The 16,976-nt window shown below is 61.1% G+C and carries 18 protein-coding genes; 9 read left to right on the top strand and 9 right to left on the bottom strand.

Annotated features, from left to right (window positions below):
• Positions 1 to 28: 28 nt before the first annotated feature.
• The 6 genes from PSH57_RS15055 to PSH57_RS15030 all read right to left on the bottom strand — a co-directional run bounded on the left by PSH57_RS15055 (position 29) and on the right by PSH57_RS15030 (position 4,061).
• The gene (locus tag PSH57_RS15055; protein WP_256232667.1) at positions 29 to 1,012 is read right to left on the bottom strand and encodes a heme utilization protein; all 984 of its coding nucleotides are present in this window, start codon (positions 1,010 to 1,012) and stop codon (positions 29 to 31) included.
• Between the two features lie 63 nt (positions 1,013 to 1,075).
• Positions 1,076 to 1,654, bottom strand: coding sequence for an adhesin (locus tag PSH57_RS15050; protein ID WP_305383770.1), 579 nt, complete (start codon positions 1,652 to 1,654; stop codon positions 1,076 to 1,078).
• 1 nt (position 1,655) lies between these two features.
• A complete protein-coding gene (locus PSH57_RS15045) occupies positions 1,656 to 2,105 on the bottom strand; it encodes a hypothetical protein (RefSeq protein WP_305383769.1) in 450 nt (149 codons plus the stop codon).
• 325 nt (positions 2,106 to 2,430) lie between these two features.
• On the bottom strand, positions 2,431 to 2,955 hold the full coding sequence (locus PSH57_RS15040) for an AAA family ATPase (RefSeq protein WP_305383767.1): 525 nt from the start codon (positions 2,953 to 2,955) through the stop codon (positions 2,431 to 2,433).
• Complete coding sequence (pnuC, locus tag PSH57_RS15035) at positions 2,952 to 3,515, bottom strand: nicotinamide riboside transporter PnuC (protein ID WP_305383765.1); 564 nt, start codon at positions 3,513 to 3,515, stop codon at positions 2,952 to 2,954. The genes PSH57_RS15040 and pnuC overlap by 4 nt, the downstream gene beginning before the upstream one ends.
• A 57-nt stretch (positions 3,516 to 3,572) precedes the next feature.
• Positions 3,573 to 4,061 carry a MarR family winged helix-turn-helix transcriptional regulator gene (locus PSH57_RS15030; RefSeq protein ID WP_305383763.1) on the bottom strand — a complete coding sequence of 163 codons (489 nt, stop codon included), beginning with the start codon at positions 4,059 to 4,061 and terminating at the stop codon, positions 3,573 to 3,575.
• 216 nt (positions 4,062 to 4,277) lie between these two features.
• Here PSH57_RS15030 and PSH57_RS15025 point away from each other — a divergent pair, with 216 nt between their 5' ends.
• The 4 genes from PSH57_RS15025 to PSH57_RS15010 all read left to right on the top strand — a co-directional run bounded on the left by PSH57_RS15025 (position 4,278) and on the right by PSH57_RS15010 (position 9,597).
• Positions 4,278 to 5,108 carry a p-hydroxycinnamoyl CoA hydratase/lyase gene (locus PSH57_RS15025; RefSeq protein ID WP_305383760.1) on the top strand — a complete coding sequence of 277 codons (831 nt, stop codon included), beginning with the start codon at positions 4,278 to 4,280 and terminating at the stop codon, positions 5,106 to 5,108.
• A 106-nt stretch (positions 5,109 to 5,214) separates the two neighbouring features.
• Positions 5,215 to 6,663: an aldehyde dehydrogenase gene (locus PSH57_RS15020; protein WP_305415878.1), complete on the top strand. Its 1,449-nt coding sequence runs from the start codon at positions 5,215 to 5,217 to the stop codon at positions 6,661 to 6,663.
• 140 nt (positions 6,664 to 6,803) lie between these two features.
• Complete coding sequence (locus PSH57_RS15015) at positions 6,804 to 8,681, top strand: feruloyl-CoA synthase (protein ID WP_305415875.1); 1,878 nt, start codon at positions 6,804 to 6,806, stop codon at positions 8,679 to 8,681.
• Between the two features lie 202 nt (positions 8,682 to 8,883).
• The gene (locus PSH57_RS15010) at positions 8,884 to 9,597 is read left to right on the top strand and encodes a GntR family transcriptional regulator (protein ID WP_305383757.1); all 714 of its coding nucleotides are present in this window, start codon (positions 8,884 to 8,886) and stop codon (positions 9,595 to 9,597) included.
• A gap of 54 nt (positions 9,598 to 9,651) precedes the next feature.
• Here PSH57_RS15010 and PSH57_RS15005 read toward each other — a convergent pair whose 3' ends face one another.
• The 3 genes from PSH57_RS15005 to PSH57_RS14995 all read right to left on the bottom strand — a co-directional run bounded on the left by PSH57_RS15005 (position 9,652) and on the right by PSH57_RS14995 (position 12,717).
• Positions 9,652 to 10,602, bottom strand: a complete 951-nt coding sequence (locus PSH57_RS15005; RefSeq protein ID WP_305383756.1) for a PDR/VanB family oxidoreductase — start codon at positions 10,600 to 10,602, stop codon at positions 9,652 to 9,654.
• Positions 10,599 to 11,675 (bottom strand): aromatic ring-hydroxylating dioxygenase subunit alpha, encoded by a 1,077-nt coding sequence (locus PSH57_RS15000; protein ID WP_305383755.1) that lies wholly within the window; start codon positions 11,673 to 11,675, stop codon positions 10,599 to 10,601. The genes PSH57_RS15005 and PSH57_RS15000 overlap by 4 nt, the downstream gene beginning before the upstream one ends.
• Positions 11,676 to 11,811: 136 nt before the next feature.
• On the bottom strand, positions 11,812 to 12,717 hold the full coding sequence (locus PSH57_RS14995) for a LysR substrate-binding domain-containing protein (protein WP_305383754.1): 906 nt from the start codon (positions 12,715 to 12,717) through the stop codon (positions 11,812 to 11,814).
• 159 nt (positions 12,718 to 12,876) lie between these two features.
• Here PSH57_RS14995 and PSH57_RS14990 point away from each other — a divergent pair, with 159 nt between their 5' ends.
• From PSH57_RS14990 to PSH57_RS14970, 5 genes are all read left to right on the top strand, one after another.
• A complete protein-coding gene (locus tag PSH57_RS14990; RefSeq protein WP_305383753.1) occupies positions 12,877 to 14,001 on the top strand; it encodes an NAD(P)/FAD-dependent oxidoreductase in 1,125 nt (374 codons plus the stop codon).
• Entirely contained in the window at positions 13,991 to 14,320 is a 330-nt protein-coding gene (locus tag PSH57_RS14985; protein ID WP_305383751.1) for a (2Fe-2S)-binding protein, read from the top strand. The genes PSH57_RS14990 and PSH57_RS14985 overlap by 11 nt, the downstream gene beginning before the upstream one ends.
• Positions 14,313 to 15,686, top strand: coding sequence for an FAD/NAD(P)-dependent oxidoreductase (locus PSH57_RS14980; RefSeq protein ID WP_305415873.1), 1,374 nt, complete (start codon positions 14,313 to 14,315; stop codon positions 15,684 to 15,686). The genes PSH57_RS14985 and PSH57_RS14980 overlap by 8 nt, the downstream gene beginning before the upstream one ends.
• Positions 15,683 to 16,033 carry a RidA family protein gene (locus PSH57_RS14975; protein WP_305383748.1) on the top strand — a complete coding sequence of 117 codons (351 nt, stop codon included), beginning with the start codon at positions 15,683 to 15,685 and terminating at the stop codon, positions 16,031 to 16,033. The genes PSH57_RS14980 and PSH57_RS14975 overlap by 4 nt, the downstream gene beginning before the upstream one ends.
• A 140-nt stretch (positions 16,034 to 16,173) precedes the next feature.
• On the top strand, positions 16,174 to 16,971 hold the full coding sequence (locus PSH57_RS14970) for an ABC transporter substrate-binding protein (protein WP_305383746.1): 798 nt from the start codon (positions 16,174 to 16,176) through the stop codon (positions 16,969 to 16,971).
• Positions 16,972 to 16,976: the final 5 nt, after the last annotated feature.

Below are 16,976 nucleotides of genomic sequence, written 5' to 3'. Positions count from 1 at the left end.
CGTTTCCGGGGCTTCGTTTCGATCGCGCTTACATGCAAGCCCTGCAACCGGCCGAAATGGACAGCGAGTTGCTTTGCTGGTTGCCCACGCCCGCCGACACGTTGGCGCCGCCGTTACCGGAGAAGCCGTTCATGGAGTTGGTCATGGTGGCGTTGTTGATGACAGGGTTTTTCCAGCCATCGCGGGTCAGCACTTGTTGAGTGTTGCTGCCGGCCAGTTCGAAAGTACCCACGGCGGAGAACTTGAACTTGTCGTCATCGTGACCGCCGCCGTAGCCGCCTCTGTTGCCCCAGCCGCCATGATCGTCGTCTTCGGCGGTGCCAGTGCCTTTGGCTTTGAACGTGCCGGAAGCGGCGTAGGTGCTGGTGAGGGTGTCGGTCTTGTAGGTCCGCACACCTTTGTTGTCGACCACCAGGCCAGTGGAAGACTGATCGGCCGAGGCTGCGGCTTCTGCGACACGTCCACCCGATACAGCGATGGCCAGGTTGTTTTTCTGTTGGTTGAAGTTGCCGGCAGTCACGTTGATGCCGATGTTGCCGGAGCCATTGTTGCCCGCATTGGTGAGCGAGGCGTTGTTTCGGGTGGAGTTGTTTTTGACGTAGTTATTGTTATTGACCTGCATGGCGCTGGAGGTAGCGACCGCCGAGCCGAAGATGAATGCTTCGTCAGCGGTGGCAATGGCTGCGGCGTTGTCCTGCTGGTTGCCATCGCCGGCGGCGATGTTGGCGCCCATATTGCCGTTGCTGCCATTGAGCGAGTCAGCGGCTTCGGCGGTGTTGCGGGTGGCCTGATTGGTCACGACGTTGCCGTCGCTGTTCTGCTCATCCATCACGGCCGCGCTAGCCCCGGCGGTGATCGAGAGCAGTTGCTCAAACGACGGGCCTTGCGGACCGTGATTGCCATGCCCGTTGCCGTGCCCGTTGCCACGTCCGTTTCCTTCAGCCTGTGCGGCCATTGCCATGACAGCGGCGAGAGCGAAAACCAATGGTTTGAGTGCCATTGTAGGTTTCATGGTGTTTCTCCTTGCGTGTCGTTGGTTAAGTGTCAGTACTTTCTTATGCCCACTGTTTTCGGGTCAGTCAGCGACCCGGATGCTCAGGGTGTTAGCCATGCGGTTCCCCACCCCGGCACTCTGGTTCACCTGGATGACCCCTCGGCTGCCGGTGAAGGCCTGGTCGCTGGTGACGACCTGGCGACTGCCGGTTGGGGTGCCAGTTGTTCCTGAGTTTGGTAACAACGCCACGTTCTGTTGAGAAAGGGCGCTATCGTCGATGCTCTGCGGCCGGGCACTGATGCCCACCCGCATGACATTGGCCATCTGGTTGTTGGCGCCGGCGGACTGGTTCACGCCCAGTACTCCGTTGCCATTGCTGAATGAACTGCCGCCGATGCGGGCCGTTGCGTTCATGGATGGGTTGGCTGCTGTGTCCAGCCGTTGGCGCACCTGGGTAGTGGCCTGGGCGTGGGTGCCGATGGCGATGGCACGGGTGTTGGTCTGCTGGGTCTGGTCACCGGCGGCCTGGTTGACGTTGAAGTTGCCGGTATAGCGGCTGCCGGAGTCCTGCAGGCTGGCGTTGCTGATCACCGCCACGCCTGGATCGGCGAACGCGGTGGACGAGCCGAGCAGGGCAAGCAGAAACAAGGCTGGCTTCATGTCACTGACCTCCGGCCAGCCGGCCGAGCGGGGCCAGCCCGGAACTCAGCGAGCGATTGATCGTGCCGGAGATCGCGCCACCGCTGCCGCCACCATGCCCGGCGCGCATACCTGGCAGACCGTTGGGGTTGGTCACGATGTTCAGGCCTTGTACGCCGGTGTTGTTCGGGTTGCCGGCGTTGCGGATCGACGAGCCGCTGGCGACGCTGGCGAATTCGCCGTCGCTCAACTCAATGTTGGCGGTCGCCTGATTGATTCGATCGGATGGGTTGGCGTTGACGGTCGTCGGGTAGGGGTCTTTGCCACCGTTGCGCCCGATATGAACGGGTTGTACGTCACGGGTGAGCACAATGACGCCGTTGCCCTCGGCCTGCACGGGCAGGCTGAACGTTGCGCCAGCGGCGCAGCCGATCAACAGCAGACAGGTCAAACTTTTATCGAAAGTCCCCACGGCATCGGTTCCTTCTTCGGTGGGCTGGCCTTGGTCCAGCGTTGCGAGGAGGAGAGAGCAGGTGTTGTGCCGGGTTTAGAAAATCTCGAAAAATCAACGGGTTGGCGTTTTACCTAGAAACCGCACACCGCGACTGTTTCATCCGTGAGACGCACGGATAAAGGCTAATGGCCGCGCGCTATTGCTTGGCTCTGGGTCAAGGCATTGCTAGCAGGTGTTTCAAAAAACTAACAGAGCCGATGAAAATTGCATCAAGGCGCTCTGGGGGCGGGTTCGGCGCGGGAAGGGTGTTTCAACAATGCAACAGGCCGCTGGTGAGGAAGGTTCAGGCTTGGAGCAGTCGGGTTACGGCTGCGAACACCTGCTCCCGACGTTGTGCCCAATCGCCTTCAATGACCTGGAAGGGTTGTCGATGCCGAACCAGCCATTGCTCGATCGCTTCGAAAAAGCTCATCCGGTCTCCCAGTTCGGGTTGGCAGCGCAGGCCGTCACCGGTCCATTCAACCTGTTCCGGGCTTAGCAGCAGGTGCAAGTCGTAATGGCGTGCCAGCAAGGCCGGCTCCAGCCAGCTTGGGCAGTCGCCGAACAGGGTCTGGCTCCAGAGGATATTGCTCAACAGATGGGTGTCGAGGATCAACAACGGTGGTTTACAGGCGCGGGCCGCGTCTTCCCAGGCCAATTGCCCGGCGGCGATATCGGTAATGTCCGACAGGCAGGTCTCGCGCGGGTTCTGCTCCATGAAGTGGCGAACGTATTCGTCCACCCGCAAGCCTGCGAAGTGCTCTTGCAGTTGCGCCGCCAGCCAGCTCTTGCCGCTGGATTCCGGACCGGTCAGCACCATCACCTTCATGTGCGCAGGACCGGGTCGGCACGCCATTCGCGCCAGCCCTGTACGGCCAACAGGGTGAACAGGGCGTAGAGCGCGGCGGTCAGGTACAGATCCTTGTAGATGAACAAGCCCACGAAGATGATGTCCAGGACAATCCACAGCGGCCAGCATTGCACGCGCTTTTGCGCCATCCACCACTGCGCCACGAGACTGAAACCGGTGAGCGCCGCGTCGAGCCAGGGCTGGGCGGCGTCGGTCCAGTGCGCCATGGCTGCGCCCAGCATCAGGCTGCCTGCCGCGCCCACGACCAGGCCACGCAGCACTGAAGGCGCGCCCAGACGGGTGATTTGTCGTCCTTCATGATGCTGCCCGGCGCGAGTCCACTGGTACCAGCCATAGAGTTGCAGCACGGCGTAGACCAGCTGCAGCAACATGTCCGAGTACAGCTTCACTTCGAAGAAGATCCAGCTGTAGAGCAGCACCATGACCAGACCGATCGGCCAGCACCAGGGGTTCTGCTTGACGGTCAACCAGACAGCAATTACGCCGAGGGCTGCGGCAAACAGTTCAAGCCCGGACATGGCGGTTCCTTGGGAAGCAGAAGAGGGCGGCGATTGTAAACGCTAGCGCCAGTTTTTCTATGGCTGATAAACCTTCTTGAGCAGGCGCAGCAACTCCTCCCGCTCGGCACTCGTAAGCGTTGAGGTGGAATCCAGGTCGCTCTGTGCGGCGATCTGCTTGAGTTCCTTGAGCAGCGTTTCGCCGGTTTTGCTCAGGAATATCCCATAGGAGCGTTTGTCGGGCTTGCACCGAACTCGCACGGCCAGCGCCCGGCTCTCCAGCTTGTTCAACAGCGGGACGACTTGCGGCGGTTCGATTGCCAGGGCCTTGGCCAGATCGGTCTGCATCAGGCCGGGGTTCTGGTCGATGATCGCCAGGGCCGAAAATTGGGCGGGCCGCAGATCGTGGATGGCGAGCCGTCCGATCAGGTTCTGGAATAGTTTCAACTGGGCGCGACGCAGGGCGTAACCGATCAGATCATCCAGCGCGGAGTCCAGCGGGGCCTGTGCGTCGGTACCGCTGGCCTGGGGCTCGACGGGTTCGGCAAGCTTGGAAGACTTGGCCATCGAAGGGAGCATCCTCAAGGTGAGTGATTAACAAGGCTATCCATTTTGCCGAGGTTCAAGCGCGATGGCTATGGTGAATATCGAATTCATAATCTGCCGCTCCGTACTGTCCGCTGGGAGAAATACAGATAAAACGATTAATAGTTAATTGACATAACTAGTTTTCGAGTTTAATTTTTGCTCATCTTCAGTCAAGAACAAGAGAGCACTCCCGCCATGAGCAATTACGAAGGTCGCTGGAAAACGGTCAAGGTCGATATCGAGGAAGGCATTGCCTGGGTCACCCTCAATCGCCCGGAAAAACGCAACGCCATGAGTCCGACGCTCAATCGCGAGATGATCGACGTGCTGGAAACCCTGGAACAGGATCCGGCCGCCGGTGTGCTGGTGCTGACCGGGGCGGGTGATGCCTGGACGGCCGGCATGGACCTCAAGGAATATTTCCGCGAAGTGGATGCAGGGCCTGAAATCCTCCAGGAAAAAATCCGCCGCGAAGCCTCGCAGTGGCAGTGGAAATTGTTGCGCATGTACGTCAAGCCGACCATTGCCATGGTCAATGGCTGGTGCTTCGGTGGCGGCTTCAGCCCGCTGGTGGCGTGTGACTTGGCGATCTGCGCTGACGAAGCGACCTTCGGCCTTTCGGAAATCAACTGGGGCATCCCGCCCGGCAACCTGGTTAGCAAGGCCATGGCCGATACCGTGGGTCATCGCCAGTCGCTTTACTACATCATGACCGGCAAGACCTTTGGTGGGCAGAAAGCCGCCGAGATGGGGCTGGTTAACGAAAGCGTGCCCCTGGCGCAACTGCGTGAAGTCACCGTGGAGCTGGCGCGTAACCTGCTGGAGAAAAACCCGGTGGTGTTGCGAGCAGCCAAGCACGGGTTCAAGCGCTGCCGCGAGCTGACCTGGGAGCAGAACGAGGATTACCTGTACGCCAAGCTCGATCAGTCGCGCCTGCTCGACACCGAGGGTGGTCGCGAGCAGGGGATGAAGCAGTTTCTCGACGACAAGAGCATCAAGCCGGGGTTGCAGACCTATAAGCGCTGAGACGACGGCGCGGCGGGTGTCTATCCTGCGCCCGCAGGCTGTTGTTCAAAGGCCCTTGGCGCTACTGTGAATGTGTTCCCTATAAAGACAATAAAGAGGAATCACCATGCTGGACGTGCCCCTGTTGATCGGCGGCCAGTCGTGCCCCGCCCGTGACGGTCGGACTTTCGAGCGTTGCAATCCGGTAACCGGCGAAGTGGTGTCCCATGTGGCTGCTGCCACGCTGGAGGACGCCGACGCCGCTGTGGCCGCTGCGCAAGCCGCGTTTCCCGCCTGGGCGGCGCTGGCGCCCAATGAGCGTCGCACCCGTCTGCTGCGTGCCGCCGAGCAGTTGCAGGCCCGCACTGGGGAGTTCATCGCCGCTGCCGGCGAAACGGGTGCCATGGCCAACTGGTACGGCTTCAACGTGCACCTGGCGGCGAATATGCTGCGCGAAGCTGCGTCCATGACCACCCAGATCAACGGCGAAATCATTCCTTCGGATGTGCCTGGCAGTTTCGCCATGGCCCTGCGTCAGCCGTGTGGCGTGGTGCTGGGTATTGCGCCGTGGAACGCCCCGGTGATCCTCGCGACCCGCGCTATCGCCATGCCCCTGGCCTGCGGCAACACCGTGGTGCTCAAGGCTTCCGAAATCAGCCCGGCGGTGCACCGCTTGATTGGCCAGGTGTTGCAGGACGCGGGGTTGGGTGACGGCGTGGTCAATGTCATCTGCAATGCCCCGGCAGACGCGCCGGCCATCGTCGCGCGGCTGATCGCCAACCCGGCGGTACGCCGTGTCAATTTCACCGGCTCGACCCATGTCGGGCGCATTGTCGGCGAACTGTCGGCGCGCCATCTCAAACCGGCATTGCTGGAACTGGGTGGCAAGGCGCCGTTGCTGGTACTGGATGACGCTGACCTGGACGCAGCGGTAGAAGCCGCGGCCTTCGGGGCCTACTTCAATCAGGGGCAGATATGCATGTCCACCGAGCGGTTGATCGTCGATGCCAGTGTGGCCGATGCCTTTATTTCTCGACTGACCGCCAAGATCGCCACCTTGCGTGCCGGTGATCCTGCGGCGAGTGATTCGGTCCTGGGTTCGCTGGTAGACGTCAGTGCCGGCCAGCGCATCAAAAGTTTGATCGACGATGCCTTGGCCAAAGGCGCGACGCTGGTGGCGGGAGGGCAATTGGACGGCAGCATTTTGCAGCCGACCTTGCTCGACGGCGTCACCCCAGACATGCGTCTGTACCGCGAAGAGTCTTTCGGTCCGGTAGCGGTGTTGCTGCGCGGCGAAGGCGACGAAGCGCTGTTGCGCCTGGCCAACGATTCCGAATTCGGCCTTTCCGCAGCGATTTTCAGCCGCGATACCACTCGGGCGTTGGCCTTGGCTCAACGGGTTGAGTCGGGCATCTGCCACATCAATGGTCCGACCGTGCACGACGAGGCGCAGATGCCCTTCGGTGGGGTCAAATCCAGCGGTTATGGCAGTTTTGGCGGCAAGGCGTCCATCGAACATTTCACTCAGTTGCGCTGGGTGACAATGCAGAACGGCGCCCGGCATTACCCGATCTGATATCCGTCGCATTGCGGGCGGCGCGCGGAAATCGCCGACCCGATGCAGGCCAGACATAACAATAACAAGGCCGCAGCCAGACGCTGCCACGCTCCGCTCGCTTCGCGCGGGTTCGGCGTGCCTTGATGGAGGAAATGTACGTGAGTGTTGAGTTCAGATCGTCCTCCCGACCCGGCTCCGGGCGCTATCGCCAGGTGTCGATTGGTCATCCAACCGTCGAAGTCAGGGAAGAGCAGGGCATCCTGCACATGCGTTCCCTGGAACCCTTGGCTGCGTTGCCGACGCGCTTGCTCGATCGCCTGGTGCATTGGGCGCAGGTGCGACCAGACCAGACTTTCATTGCCGCTCGCGACGACAAGGGCGAATGGCGTCACGTCAGCTACGCCCGGATGCTCGACAGCGTGCGGGCCATCGCTCAAGGTTTGTTGAGCTATGGTTTGTCAGCTGAAAAGCCCTTGGCGCTGTTGTCGGGCAACGACATCGAGCACCTGCAGATGGCCCTTGGCGCGATGTACGCCGGGATTCCCTATTGCCCGGTGTCACCCGCCTATTCGTTGCTGTCCCAGGATTTCGCCAAGCTGCGACACGTTTGCGATCTGTTGCAGCCTGGGCTGGTGTTTGTCAGCGAGGCCGCGCCGTTTGAGCGGGCGATCAATGCGGTGTTGCCGGCGGACATTCCCTTGATCACGGTGCGTGGCGAAATGGCCGCAAGGTCCAGGGCAAGCTTTGCCAGCCTGCTGGCGCAACCCGGTGGGATCGAGGCCGAGCGAGCCTTTGCCGCCACCGGGCCGGACAGCATCGCCAAATTCCTCTTCACCTCGGGCTCCACCAAACTGCCCAAGGCCGTGATTACTACCCAACGCATGCTCTGCGCCAACCAGCAAATGTTGTTGCAGACCTTTCCAGTGTTCGGTGAGGCTCCGCCGGTATTGGTGGACTGGTTACCGTGGAATCACACGTTCGGTGGCAGTCACAACGTCGGCATCGTGTTGTACAACGGCGGCACGTTTTATCTGGACGACGGCAAGCCCACGGCCCAGGGCTTCGCCGAAACCTTGCGCAATCTCAAGGAGATTTCGCCCACTGCGTACCTGACGGTGCCCAAAGGGTGGGAAGAACTGGTCAGTGCCCTGGAGCAGGACGGCGAGTTGCGTGAGCGTTTCTTCGAGCGTATCAGCCTGTTCTTTTTTGCGGCGGCGGGTCTGTCCCAAAGTACGTGGGACCGGCTCGACAAGGTCGCCGAACAGCATTGTGGCGAACGCATCCGCATGATGGCCGGGCTCGGCATGACCGAGGCATCGCCGTCCTGCACCTTCACCACCGGGCCGTTGTCCATGGCCGGTTATATCGGCTTGCCGGCACCCGGCTGCGAGGTACGGCTGGTGCCGGTGGATGGCAAGTTCGAAGGGCGCTTCCGCGGGCCGCACATCATGCCCGGCTATTGGCGTTCGCCGCAGCAAACCGCCGAGGTGTTTGACGAAGACGGTTTTTATTGTTCGGGCGATGCGATCAAGTTGGCCGATTCCAGCGACCCGCAACTGGGCCTGATGTTTGACGGGCGGATTGCCGAGGACTTCAAGCTGTCCTCCGGTGTATTCGTCAGTGTCGGGCCACTGCGCAACCGGGCGGTGCTGGAGGGCACGCCCTACCTTCAGGACCTGGTGGTGACCGCGCCGGATCGCGAATGCCTGGGCGCGCTGGTGTTCCCACGGCTTGCTGAGTGCCGGCGCCTGGCAGGTCTGGCTTCAGACGCCAGCGATGCCCAAGTCTTGGCCAGCCCGCCGGTACGTCAGTGGTTCGCCGATTGGCTACAGCGTCTTAACCGCGAGGCTGGCGGCAACGCCAGTCGCGTGGAGTGGATTGCCTTGCTTGATGAGCCAGCATCCATCGATCGTGGCGAAATCACGGACAAGGGCTCGATCAACCAACGGGCTGTGCTGCAGTGGCGCGCGGCGAAAGTCGAAGCGCTGTACCGTGGCGAAGATCCGTCGATCCTGCGGGCGGGGTCTATCGGTTAAACACCCAACGTTGTGGGAGCGGGCTTGCTCGCGAAAGCGGTGGTTCAGCAATGTTGTTGTTGACTGACACTCCGTATTCGCGAGCAAGCCCGCTCCCACGGGTCTTTCATCATCCAGATATTCTCCGACTCCCAGCCCCCGCCGTGACACATCGTCCCAAGCCTTCTACTATGGCGACTCTGTTTTCTCTGGAAGAACCTGGATGAGTAAGCCCGGCCAAACGGTGCTGGTCGCGTTGCGCAGGATGATCGCCTCAGGCGAGCTGGCGGGCGGTGAGCGTTTGATGGAAATTCCCACAGCGGAGTTGTTCGGTGTTTCGCGGATGCCGGTGCGCATGGCGTTCCGCACGCTGGAGCAGGAAGGGTTACTGGTGCGCTTTGGTGGGCGGGGATTCCAGGTGCGCTCGGTCAGTGCCGAGCAGATCGCCGGGGCAGTGGAGGTGCGTGGTGTGCTGGAAGGGCTCGCTGCACGGCAAACGGCTGAGCATGGTTTGTCCGAAGCGGGTCGAGCGGCACTTGAACAATGCCTGGTGCAGGGCGACGAACTGTTTGCCAAGGGTTATGTGACCGAGGACGACCTTGAGGTCTATCACGACTTGAACATGCGCTTCCATCAGGTGATCGTCGAGGGTAGCCACAACCCGGCGATTGCCGACGCCCTGGCTCGCAACGACCACCTGCCATTTGCCTCAGTCACCGCCCTGGCGGTGGACCGCCAGAACATGGCCGGCGAATTTCGCCGCTTCAACTATGCCCACATGCAGCACCACTCGGTGTTCGACGCGCTGATCCATCGCCAGGCTGCCCGCGCTGAGGCGATCATGCGCGAACATGCCAATGCGACTTTGCGTTATGCCGAGGTGTTCGGCTCGACGCTGGCTGACGAGCGGATGACGGTGATTCTTCGTTCGCAGTGAATACGCCTGTGGAGCAAGCGTTGCTCCCACAGGCTCTTCCCACTGGGTTTTGTGTCAGATATCCAACACCAACACCGGCGTCTTCGACCTGGAGCAGCAGGGCGTGAACTGGTCGTTGCAAGCCTGTTCAGCCTCGGTCAGAAACATGTCCCGGTGTTCCGGCACACCTTCGAGCACGCGGGTCAGGCAGGTGCCGCAAACACCTTGTTCACACGAGATTGGAATCTCGATGCCATGACTCTCCAGCACCTGCACCACGCTTCGGTCGGGGGGTACTTCGAAGACCTGGCCGCTGCTGGCGATTTTCACCGAGAAACTGCCGTCCGCGCGGGTGTCGGTGGGCGCAGCGGCAAAGTACTCGCGGTGCACACAGGTTTCCTGCCAGCCCTGAAGCTTGGCAGTGTCGAGTACATGCTGCATGAAACCACCGGGACCACACACATAGAGGTGCAGGTCGTCACTGGGGGCGGCCAGGACCCTGGCGGCGTCCAATATTGTTGCAGGCTCTTCATCGAAATGCAGAAACACCCGGTCGGCATAAGGCGACTGGCGCAAGCGTTCGATAAAGGCCGCACGCTCCCTGGACCTGGTGCAGTAATGCAGCTCGAACGCCGCACCGCTCTGGGCCAGGTGTTCGGCCATGCACAGGATTGGCGTAATACCGATACCGCCGGCAAACAGCAGGCTGCGTCGGGCCTCGGGGGCGAGGGGGAACAGGTTGCGCGGTTCGCTGATCCGCAAGCGCACGCCTGGCAGAATCTGTTCATGTAAATTGCGCGAACCGCCTCGGGACGCCGCATCCTTGAGCACCCCGATGAGGTAGCGATGCCGTTCCTCGGGATGATTGCACAGCGAATACTGGCGAATCATGCCGTTGGGCAGGTGCACGTCGATATGGGCACCAGCGGTGAAGGCCGGCAATGGCTGGCCGTCGACACTCGTCAACTCGTAGCTGCAAATGTCCTGGGCTTCGTTGTGCCGAGCCGTAACCTGGACTTCAATCATACTCGCTGCTCCCCCTGATCGGTGCTGGCAATCAACCCCGCTTGCGGCTCGCGCTCACGGGCAATCAAACGCTCCAGCACCCGACGCGACTGCACGCCGCCGGCATCGATATTGAGCTTGAGCAGGCTGCGTTGCGGATGGTCCAGCAGGTTGCGCTGCTGGCGCTCAAGCATCTCCAGGTCTTCGCTGAAAATCTTGCCCTGGCCTTCGCGAATGCTGGCGGTCAGCGCTTCGTCCTTGGGCTGGAAGTGCCGGGCCATGCCCCAGAAGTACCAGATGGACGTCTCGGTTTCCGGGGTGATGAAGTCCACCACAATGCTTGACGCCTTGAACTGTGGCGCGGCGTGATAACCGCCGTTGCCGGCATGGGCCACGCCGACCTCGATCAGCACATGGCTGGGCGGGGTGAAACGGCAGATTTGCCAGCGGTCCACCGGCACGTCGTCGGCCAGGTTGTTGCCGCGCAAGGCCATGCGCCAGAAGGGCGGGGCCATGATGTTTTCCATGTGCCGGGCGGTGACCACTTCATCACCTTCGACGGTGGTTACCGGCGGCGCCTCGTCGATTTCCTTCTGGCCGATGCTGGAAGCGTGCACGTAGGTTTCGTGGGTCAGGTCCATCAGGTTGTCGATCATCAGGCGATAATCGCACTGGATATGAAACAGGCCGCCGCCGTAAGCCCACTCGTCACTTTCGGCCCATTCAAGAGGGTGGATCAGCGCCGGGTCGGCCAGGGCTTGGTCACCGGGCCAGACCCAGATAAACCCATGACGCTCCTGTACCGCAAAGGTCTTGTTGCAAGGGAATCCGCGCACCCGTTGCCCTGGCATTTCGACAGTCTTGCCGTCGCATCCCATCACCAGCCCGTGATAGCCGCACACCAGGTTACCGTTTTCGACATAGCCCAAAGAGAGCGGAGCGCCGCGATGGGGGCAGAAGTCCTCGACGGCCGCGACCTTGCCTTCATGTCCACGATAAAAAACTATCTTTTCGCCGCAGATCTGCCGGCCCAGAGGTTTGTCGGCGATTTCATCGGGGGTGCAGGCAACGTACCAGGTGTTCTTGGGATACATGACGGATCTCCGGACGGATGTTGTTGTGCTTATGGATCCATTAACTCTCTTAACTAATTTGCCTGTCAACGATTAATGTGATTATTTGGGTATTTTTTACATTAGTGGATCCATTGTAGGCTTTTGCACATCCCCGTCAGAACCGATACGCCGCCGGGACCTGCGCCTGGATGAAGCGGTGCATGTGCTCCAGAAAACACGTCTGCAGCTTCGATATCGGTCCCTGGACCGGCAGCAGCATGCTGAAGTCCATCTCAATCGCAGGTTCGAACGCCTTGAAAATGATGCCATCGCCCCGGTACTCAACGGCGCTGATGGCGTCCACCAGCGCCACCCCAAGTCCTTGCTCGACGAATGCGCACATGGGCAGGGAGAGTTGAGTTTCCAGGCGCAACTGGCGCTCCACCCCATGGGCGGCGAAGATCGCGTCGATTTGCTGGCGCGAGGCGATGGATTGGGGGTAGGAAATGAACGGCTCGCCTTGCAAGTCTTCTGGCCGGATCGTCGCGTGGTCCAGCAAACGATGACCCGTTGGAAGGGCGCAGACCATGCGCGTTGCCAGCAGTTTTTCGGCTCGGGGGCTGGGGTAGGTGTTGGGCAGCACGATCAACCCCAAATCACAGCGCTGTCCCACTACCAGGTCCACCACTTCTCGGGACGAGTGAACCACCAGCGAGATCTGCACCTCACCGTGGTCGGCCATGAACGCGGCGATTGCCCGTGGCAAGAATGACAAACCCATGGCCGGCGCACAGGCAATGTGCAGTGAGCCACGCTTGAGGTTGCGGATGTCCTGGGCGGCACGCGCAATGCGTTCCACACCCAGCAGTGAGCGCTGCACCTCCTGATACAGCGTCATCGCCTCGGCCGTGGGTTGAAGTCGGCCCTTGACCCGGTCGAACAGGTTGAAACCGATGTCCTCTTCAAGGCTTGCGATCAATCGGGTCGCGGCGGGCTGCGAGATGTGCAGCATTTCGGCGGCGCGGGTCACGGTCTGCCCCAGGATCACGGCCCGAAAGGCTTCCAGCTGACGTAGGTTCATGGCGCTTATTCAACCTATAACAAAAAGACATGAGTTGACCAAAATAAAGCATTTTTCACGGTGGCGTCATTCGCCATAGGATCGATCACATCCCGATCACTCAGCGTAGGGCCGGCACATAGCCGAATGCCTGGCACCAAAAATAGCGATAAAAAAGTCATGCATAAAACTGATGTCATCATCGTAGGCGGTGGCCTGGTGGGTATGTCCATCGCCTATGGGCTGGCCTTGCTCGGACTTGAGGTCAGCGTGCTCGATGAAGGCGACGACGCTATTCGCGCCGCCCGAGGCAACTTCGGCTTGCTGTGGGTCCAGGGTAAAGGCTACAGAATGAGTTCCTACGCACAGTGGACACGCGAATCGGTGTCACTGTGGCCGCGGTTTGCCGAGGCGTTGCAGAGCGATACCGGTATCGATGTTCATCTGCGTCAGCAGGGCGGTTTCCAGTTGTGCCTCAGCGATGCGGAAATGGCCGAAGAGGCCCATCGCCTGGGTTGGCTGCGCGAAGCCCTGGCGGGTGACTACCCCTTTGAACTGCTGGACGCCGCGCAACTGCGCGCGCGGTTACCCGGTATCGGGCCGCAGGTGGTTGGCGGCTGTTATTCGCCCATGGATGGGCACGTCAACCCACTCAAGCTCCTGCGCGCTCTCCATACGGCCTGCCAATTGCGGGGGGTGAAGCTCATCAATGGACATCACATCGACGCCATCGACGCGTGTGCGTCGGGTTTCCAGTTGCGGGCCGGCGACCAGCGTTGGGCTGCCCGCCGGGTCATATTGGCCGCCGGCCTTGGCAATCGGGCATTGGGGGCCATGGTGGGACTGGATGTGCCGGTGCAGCCGAACCGCGGACAGATCCTGGTCACCGAACGGCTCAAGCCCTTCCTGCATTACCCCACCACCTATGTGCGACAGACCGACGAGGGCACGGTGCAACTGGGCGACTCCCATGAATCCGTAGGCCTGGACGACGGCACTGGCAGTCAGGTCATGGCTCATATTGCCCGGCGCGCAGTGCAATGTTTCCCCCAATTGGGCGATGTACGACTGGTGCGAGCCTGGGGCGCTTTGCGGGTGATGAGTGCCGACGGCTTTCCGATCTATGAAGCGTCCCAGGCGTGCACGGGATTGTCGGTGATCAGTTGTCACAGCGGCGTGACGCTGGCCGCTGTCCATGCACTGCGTCTGGCGCCCTGGATAGTCGGTGAATTTGACGACCCGGCGGTCAAGCCATTTGGCCTGCAACGTTTCAATCCCTCCGTGGAGACACTTCATGTCGGCTGACAGTCTGTTTCGGGCGCTGGAGCAAAGAGATGACAGCGTGCAAATCGAATTCGAAGGCAGGCCGATCAGGGTGCCAGGCGGGGGATCCCTGGCCGCAGCTTTGCTGGCCAGCGGTATCCGCCACACCCGCGAAAGCGCCGTCAACGGCCGGCTCGGCGCACCCTACTGCATGATGGGCGTGTGCTTTGAGTGCCTGGTGGAAGTGGACGGTCAAGCCAACGCCCAAGCCTGTCTGATTGCCGTGCGCCCGGGCATGCAAGTACGCCGTCAACGTGGCGCGGCCTGCCTGGCGCTGGGCGAGGGAGGTGTCGATGAGTGACGCAGTCATCGACCTGATCATCATCGGCGCTGGGCCGGCCGGCATGACCGCGGCCCTCCAAGCCACGACTCACGGCTTGTCGGTGGTCGTGCTGGATGAACAGGCCAGTCCCGGCGGACAGATTTATCGGCAGGTGCTTCAAGCCGATGCCCACAGCCGCACGGTTCTGGGTGACGACTACACCACCGGTGCCAAACTGGTTGCTGATTTCCTGCAATGCGGCGCTCGCTATCTACCCAATACCTCAATTTGGCAGGTCACGCCGCAGCGTCAGGTGCATTACCTGACTGAGGGCCGTGCCGAGGTCTTGCAAGGGCGTCACCTATTGATCGCCACGGGTGCCCTGGAACGACCGATGCCGATTCCCGGCTGGACTTTGCCGGGTGTCATGACCGCCGGGGCCGGACAGATTCTGCTCAAGAGCGCGGCGTTGGTGCCGGCAAGCCCTGTGATACTCGCTGGCTGCGGCCCGCTGCTGTATCTGCTGGCGGTGCAATACCTGCGTGCCGGCGTTGCCATCGCAGGCTTGGTGGATACCAGCAACCGGTCTGAGCTGCTGCGGGCCTGGCGTGTGTTACCGGCTGCGTTGCGCGGTTGGCGCGATTTGCTCAAGGGCGTCGGACTGCTGATGGCGTTGAAGCGTGCCGGCGTCCGGCATTTTCGCGGCGCCCGCAACCTGCGGGTTGAAGGTACCGATCGGGCCAGCGCTTTGCGCTTCGACAGTGGCGGCCGCCAGCACCGCATAGGCGCCGAGTTGATTTTGCTGCACCAGGGGGTGGTCCCGAATACGCAAATCAGTTGGTCGTTGCGCCTGGACCATGATTGGAGCCAACAGCAACTGTGCTGGATCGTCCGCCGTAATTTATTGGGTGAAACCAGTGTCCCCGGCGTTTTCATCGCCGGGGACGGTGGTGCCATTGGTGGTGCGCGGGTAGCGCAACTGGAAGGGCGCCTGGTCGCGCTGGCGATTGCAGGTCAGCACGCGCCAGCCAGCCTTCTACAACGAGCTCTGTGTCGGGCTCGCGCCGCACGCCCACTGATCGATGTCCTGTATCGCCCTCAGGCCCAGAATCGTATCCCCGCTGACGACGTCACGGTATGCCGCTGCGAAGAGGTCAGTGCGGGCGACATCCGCCGTTACGTCGACCTAGGCTGCCTGGGCCCTAACCAGACCAAGGCTTTTGGTCGCTGCGGCATGGGCCCATGCCAGGGGCGTCAGTGCGGTCTGACTGTCACTGAGATCATCGCCGAGCATCGGCGGGTGCCGCCGGCCGAAGTCGGTTACTACCGCATCCGTTCGCCCCTCAAACCCATCACGCTCGCCCAACTGGCCGGTGAGCATCCCCCTGTCGAGGAACCGTCATGAGTATTCAACGCATCGAAAGCAACCCACGACTGAGTCGCAGCGTCGTGCACAACGGCGTGGCGTGGCTTAGCGGCATTGTCGCCGCCGATTGCAGCCAGGACATCGAGGGCCAGACCCGTCAGGTGCTGCAACGGGTCGATGAATTGCTGGCCGCATCAGGCAGTGACAAACGCCGACTGCTCAGCGTGCAAGTCTGGATGAAAGACATGGGCCGGGATTTCGCCGCGATGAACGTGCTGTGGAGTGACTGGATTGATCCCGCACATTCACCAGCGCGCGCTACGGCCCAGGTGGCGTTCGACGACCCTGAAATCCTGCTGGAGCTGATTGTCACGGCGGCGGTCTGAGGCCGCCCGCTTACCGTTGTACTGTCACCGGGCAGACGACCGACAGAGTCGCCGCTCGCGCTTGTTCACATTGCTGCTGCCATAACGGACGACTTCTGTGGAGCGTCCGAAATCAATAACATCGCATCTGGAGCTAATGAATGAACGCTAAACGCATAGCGCTGAAACTGGGTATCGTCTCGCTGCTGGGCTTATTGCTGCCAAGCCTTGGCGCAAACCTGCAGGCCGCAGAATCTTCCCTGCGCATCGGTATCGAGGCGGCGTATCCGCCATTCGCCTCGAAAACACCGGACAACACCATCATCGGTTTCGACTACGATATCGGGCAGGCGTTATGCGCCGAGATGAAGGTGCGCTGCGTCTGGCAGGAGCAGGAATTCGACGGTCTGATCCCGGCGCTGAAGGTGAAGAAGGTCGACGCGGTGATCTCCTCGATGTCCATCACCCCCGAGCGGTTGAAGTCGGTGGACTTCACCCATCGTTACTACCGTATCCCGGCACGCCTGGTGTTTCGCAAGGGCAGTGGCATCAGCGACATCCCTGCGCAGCTCAAAGGCAAGCGGATCGGGGTTCAGCGTGCGACCAATTTCGATCGCTATGTCACCGAGACATTTGCTCCTGCCGGTGCCGAGGTGATTCGCTATGGCTCCCAGAACGAAATATTCCTCGACCTGCTGGGCGGGCGTCTGGATGCAACCATGGCCAGCTCGGTGGTGATTGACGAAAGCCTGCTCAAACGTCCCGAGGGCCAGGATTTCGAGTTTGTCGGGCCAAACTTTACCCAGGAGCAATATTTTGGCACCGGCATCGGCATTGCGGTGCGCAAGAACGATCCGTTGGCGGGCCGCTTCAACCAGGCACTGGCGACTATCCGCGCCAATGGCACCTATGAAAAGATTCGCCAAAAGTACTTTGATTTCGATATCTACGGCGAGTAACGGGC

Source organism: Pseudomonas hefeiensis (genome assembly GCF_030687835.1).
Classification (GTDB): Bacteria; Pseudomonadota; Gammaproteobacteria; order Pseudomonadales; family Pseudomonadaceae; genus Aquipseudomonas; species Aquipseudomonas hefeiensis.
The sequence above is the reverse complement of the archived record's forward strand: the minus strand, read 5'-3'. Positions and strand labels throughout refer to the sequence as shown.

What these genes read in the sequence shown, in the direction of transcription:
- PSH57_RS15030 (WP_305383763.1), bottom strand. Translation starts at nt 4,061, where the DNA reads ATGGCCAAGTCTTCCAAGCTTGCCGAACCCGTCGAGCCCCAGGCCAGC.
- PSH57_RS15020 (WP_305415878.1), top strand. Translation starts at nt 5,215, where the DNA reads ATGCTGGACGTGCCCCTGTTGATCGGCGGCCAGTCGTGCCCCGCCCGT.
- PSH57_RS14970 (WP_305383746.1), top strand. Translation starts at nt 16,174, where the DNA reads ATGAACGCTAAACGCATAGCGCTGAAACTGGGTATCGTCTCGCTGCTG.
- PSH57_RS14975 (WP_305383748.1), top strand. Translation starts at nt 15,683, where the DNA reads ATGAGTATTCAACGCATCGAAAGCAACCCACGACTGAGTCGCAGCGTC.
- PSH57_RS15010 (WP_305383757.1), top strand. Translation starts at nt 8,884, where the DNA reads ATGAGTAAGCCCGGCCAAACGGTGCTGGTCGCGTTGCGCAGGATGATC.
- PSH57_RS15055 (WP_256232667.1), bottom strand. Translation starts at nt 1,012, where the DNA reads ATGAAACCTACAATGGCACTCAAACCATTGGTTTTCGCTCTCGCCGCT.
- PSH57_RS15050 (WP_305383770.1), bottom strand. Translation starts at nt 1,654, where the DNA reads ATGAAGCCAGCCTTGTTTCTGCTTGCCCTGCTCGGCTCGTCCACCGCG.
- PSH57_RS14990 (WP_305383753.1), top strand. Translation starts at nt 12,877, where the DNA reads ATGCATAAAACTGATGTCATCATCGTAGGCGGTGGCCTGGTGGGTATG.
- PSH57_RS15005 (WP_305383756.1), bottom strand. Translation starts at nt 10,602, where the DNA reads ATGATTGAAGTCCAGGTTACGGCTCGGCACAACGAAGCCCAGGACATT.
- PSH57_RS15000 (WP_305383755.1), bottom strand. Translation starts at nt 11,675, where the DNA reads ATGTATCCCAAGAACACCTGGTACGTTGCCTGCACCCCCGATGAAATC.
- PSH57_RS14985 (WP_305383751.1), top strand. Translation starts at nt 13,991, where the DNA reads ATGTCGGCTGACAGTCTGTTTCGGGCGCTGGAGCAAAGAGATGACAGC.
- PSH57_RS14995 (WP_305383754.1), bottom strand. Translation starts at nt 12,717, where the DNA reads ATGAACCTACGTCAGCTGGAAGCCTTTCGGGCCGTGATCCTGGGGCAG.
- PSH57_RS15040 (WP_305383767.1), bottom strand. Translation starts at nt 2,955, where the DNA reads ATGAAGGTGATGGTGCTGACCGGTCCGGAATCCAGCGGCAAGAGCTGG.
- pnuC (WP_305383765.1), bottom strand. Translation starts at nt 3,515, where the DNA reads ATGTCCGGGCTTGAACTGTTTGCCGCAGCCCTCGGCGTAATTGCTGTC.
- PSH57_RS14980 (WP_305415873.1), top strand. Translation starts at nt 14,313, where the DNA reads ATGAGTGACGCAGTCATCGACCTGATCATCATCGGCGCTGGGCCGGCC.
- PSH57_RS15025 (WP_305383760.1), top strand. Translation starts at nt 4,278, where the DNA reads ATGAGCAATTACGAAGGTCGCTGGAAAACGGTCAAGGTCGATATCGAG.